We start from the raw sequence: 4,298 nt of genomic DNA on the forward strand, positions 1-4,298 counted from the left end.
TTTTTTGATATTTTGGGTCCTGATCTTCTTTTTCAGATATTATATCCAGGAATCGCTGGAGAACATTTCTCTCCTCAATGGACATTTCTTTGAAGATATCACTGACCTGTATGTCTTCATTTTCATCTTCATCTTCTTCTTCCGCTTCAAGGTTTTCGTGCTTAATCCCAAGCATGGCCTCTGAAGTCCGTTTTCCAGCATAAAGAGTGCTGCCTACTCGCCGTAGCAGTAATGTTTTTAAAAAACCTCCCCCCCGTGATCTTTTTGAAAATAAGTGACAGAACTCTTCAGCGAGTTTATATGCATCATTGAGATAAGTAGTCAATATTATCGCATCGCGAATATCCTCTCCCTGCAACTCCACTTTTATAGGTTTGAGGTATGGTTCATTTGTTTCATCATTTATTGTATTTTCAAGGAACTTTCGGGTCCTTCGAACAATATGTCTGATAAAAGGATTATGGTCTTTCATAAAATCCCTTGAAAGTTTCCTCACCCTGTCTTTCTCAGGTTCTCTTAATTTAATATAGTCCGAACCCGGGACAGTTACCACATCATTTCCGATATTAAAAGCACGGCGAATAATTTCAATATCCCGGTTCTCGGAGGAAGGTGGTAATGGATTGCGTATCCAGTTCCACCTTTCCATTTCATCTTCCGGCAATTCTTCTATTCCAGAAACAAGGTCAAGAGAACGCACTGCATCCCTCTGCCATAGGCTTGATTTGTTCCCAAGTACGGATTCATTATTACCTGATGAAAGTATCTTCAAGAGGTCCCAGGCTTCGATAGGATAGAGCTGTACAGGAGTGGCTGTTGCCAGGAGTATACTTTTAGATTTACCTCCCATTACCTGCAGAAATGACAGGAGGTTATTGGGTTCAGGGCTTTCTTTCTCCTTGTTTGGACCAAGATTTCTTCTGCGAGCATGGTGTGCTTCATCTACAATAATGCAGTCATAACTGAGTTCTTTGATATATTCTATAGTTTTAGACCCCTTTGTGACAAGACCATATGATACAACTCCAATCCTGCGCGGACATTGTTTTATTCCTTCCTGACCCATAATCGGGTATTCAATACCCTGCTCATCTACCCATTGTTTCCCGGTCCAGACCGCAGATGGGAGGTCAAGCCTCTCTGTCATCTCGTCCTGCCACTGCCAGATCAATGTCTTCGGAGCCAGTATCAGGATCGGTTTGTCTCCGGTAAGTGCTATTAATTGGGCTACCATTGCAAGCTGGAGTGTTTTCCCCAACCCTACCATATCGGCAAGTACAAAGCGGGCACCATGTGGACCCTGATGTGCATCGAAAGCTAATTTGATGAAATATTTCTGGTGCTCCCATAGTCCGAGGTCGTTCCTGTATACAGGCAGTTCCACAATTGATGATGCTGGCTCCGGGTCTTCCCTCCAGTCTTCAATTTTTTGAATTACCTCTCGTTTTGCGATCCTGCTGATATCTTCAATGACAAAATCAGCTAAGTCCCGGGCGTCAGGGTGTATCCAGAGTGCATCGAATTCTTCCTGCACCCACTGAACCGCTTCCGGTGAATCATCTTCCCAGATAAGCTCATAGTTAAGTTTCCAGGCATGGTAGGTCTCATTGGCGCTTCCGATGAAGGACGTTTTTTCTCCATTTTGCAGGGTGATGACACCACCTTTGCCATGAATAAGTCCAAATACAGTATCAGGAAGCACCTTTACCTCAAGCTTACCTGATCTGAGCAATTCATAGAGTTTTGCAAATCGGCCCTTTGCTTTTGAACCATAATTTTCCGGTTCTGCAGCACACCACTCCCTCCGCATGGCTGCGTGTGCAGCACGGCTGGTCTTCACATCCCTTTCATCAAGCTGGGAATTACAGACCATACGGACAGTACCTTCCATGCCCTCAAGGTTCTCTCCGGCGATCTCAAGAATGGATGAACTGAAGTATCCTGCAATTCTATCGTAGTTTTTCGCTCCTACGAGGCGTTCGTTCAGGAATGATTCTGCGAGTTTTTGTTTTCTTGATGAGAATCGATTGATCATTTAATTTCTTATCCCGGCGTTTATAATTTCAGACATGGTCATTTTCAACAGCACCTGCAAGTAGTCTGGCAGCTTCTGCCTCCTTTTTCCAGTGCTCCATGTTGCTGCCCATACCGATATTTGATATGTACCTGAGCAGTTCGATGATCTCCTTCCTCTTATTCCAGTACTGCTGCCCCAATTCGGTATGCAACCAGATTCTTCCGGCTGAGGTTTTTTCATTCTGGAGTGTTTCATGAATAGCAAACAGGATATGCCTGACCATCGAGCTGCCAAAGCCTTCATCACCAAGGTTTCGGTTCTTGAACTCGCTGGCTGTCTTGAGCCTGGTCTGGTTGGCTTTCCCGCTTTCCTGCATACTTCTATACTCTCTGATACCGAATCCCCGCGCAAGTTCCTGGTATGCACCGGTTCGATATTCACCATGGCTTTCGATCTCAAGTCCCTTGATGTAGAATCTCTCTTCTGGTGTAAGTTGTTTCCAGATGTGTGTTTCAATACCGATGGGAACCAGATAATCACATGCGATTTTTACAGCGTTCTCGATGACCTCTTCGAGAGGGTTCTTTTCCCCATTCTGCCTAACTTTATAGAGCTCACGGTGGATATCTATGTCTTCTATGTTTTTGTACTTTGTAAGCACTCGAAGTGCAGCAGCGTAGGCTGCTAACTGGTAATCGGTATCAGCAAAGTTAGGGTCTTCTTTATCTTCGAGTGCCAGCATCTGTTCAAGTTGTCCTTCGACCTCGAATTCAACCTCTGGATATATTTCATCGAGGAAGGCTGTCTCATCTAAGGTCTGTTTGCGAAGGACAAGGAGAACAGTACCCTGAACATAGTTTCCGGCTTTTATGGCAGCATCTGTTTCTGTTGCAATGCACCAAGCAGCTGTAACCTGAAGACCTGATGCCCAGAGAATTAACGCAAGGTCAGCCCAAACACTCGCATTCTGGTGAGTGAACATAACAATCTGAGCACCATTATTAGGCATGTGGTTAGCAAGGTTACAATAGGTTTCAACCATTCCTCTGCGGAAATCTTCACCAGAGCCTTTTATTGCCAGAGCACGTTTGGAATCAATATACCAATCTGGAAAAACAATTTTAAGGGTTTTGTCATACCATGCAAGGAAAAATTCAGATAGTTCATGATAGTTAATCGCATCAGCATATGGTGGATCAGTAATCCATAAATCACAAAGTTCATTTAATGATCGTGCGTCAATAGGATTAACTTTTTTATTTGCTGATATTGCCACAGATTTTTCTTTTGATGGATCTATTTCAACTATTGTTCTGTGACAGTAATTGAATATAGGATTTAAGGCCTGATTTAAAAAAACATTTGAATGCCCTTCTTTGGAAGGATGAGGATTCCATATCAATAATTTACATCCCAATCCCTTTCGATCAGCTAATTTGCCTATTTCGAGTAGGTTTTCTATAAAAGATATCTCATCAGGATTTTTATTATACCATTCTCGTGAATACTGCATAAAGAGGGCCAGTAAGAGCAACTGCCTTGGATTAAAGAGGTGATCCCAGTGTGTCCAACCGCGTTCTCGCATCAGTCTTGATGTTTCATCCCCTTCTTCAATTTTCATACTGGGGATGTATCCCTCTTTCTGCCATTCATCAAATCGGTCTTTGAGCAATGAAAGAACCTTTTCTTCACGCATAAGGTCATGGATATCAGGTGCAAGATAGTGTTTTCTTGTCTGAAACCTGCCCTGCTCATCAGTATACATTTCTACCCATCGAATACAGTATAACCGTTCCTGGAACACATCGTCCGGATGTGGTACAATATCATCATTTTCCCAGTGGCGAAGCCTTTCACCGCGTAGACTGTCGATTGTGATAGGCGTTTTATGTGCTGTGCAATCGGGATTTGGACATTTAAGCCTTGAGTCTTTCACGGTCCCATTTGCCTCTGCATTATTCATTTCTGCCAAAGAAGCATTGGATTTAATTCTTATTTCAAAAGAATTTTTGTAACTATTCAGCCCCACAAATCATGGCTACTGATACCGAAATGATATTTGGTAGCTTTATGTAAAGAATTTATAGCTAATGTCTTCCGATATCGATTTAGAAATTCCCAAGATATCAAAGAAGTAAAGCTTGGTGGCTATTGATGGCGTTTTATAGGCTGAATAGTTACGAATTTTTTTCTTCATCAGGAACAAGAATAGCAATGGTATTGGTTTTCTCGTATATCCCCTATTGCCGTAGTATAGTAAATTGACAAGCCTTCTTTACCG

At 42.6% G+C, this 4,298-nt stretch carries 2 protein-coding genes; both read right to left on the reverse strand.

Translation table 11 applies throughout. The features are described 5' to 3' along the window. The coding region (locus IBX40_11305) for a DEAD/DEAH box helicase family protein (protein ID MBE0524904.1) at positions 1-2,035 on the reverse strand (2,035 nt) is incomplete at its 3' end. Between the two features lie 28 nt (positions 2,036-2,063). Further along, entirely contained in the window at positions 2,064-3,989 is a 1,926-nt protein-coding gene (locus tag IBX40_11310; protein MBE0524905.1) for a hypothetical protein, read from the reverse strand. Positions 3,990-4,298: the final 309 nt, after the last annotated feature.

Source organism: Methanosarcinales archaeon (assembly GCA_014859725.1).
Classification (GTDB): Archaea; Halobacteriota; Methanosarcinia; order Methanosarcinales; family Methanocomedenaceae; genus Kmv04.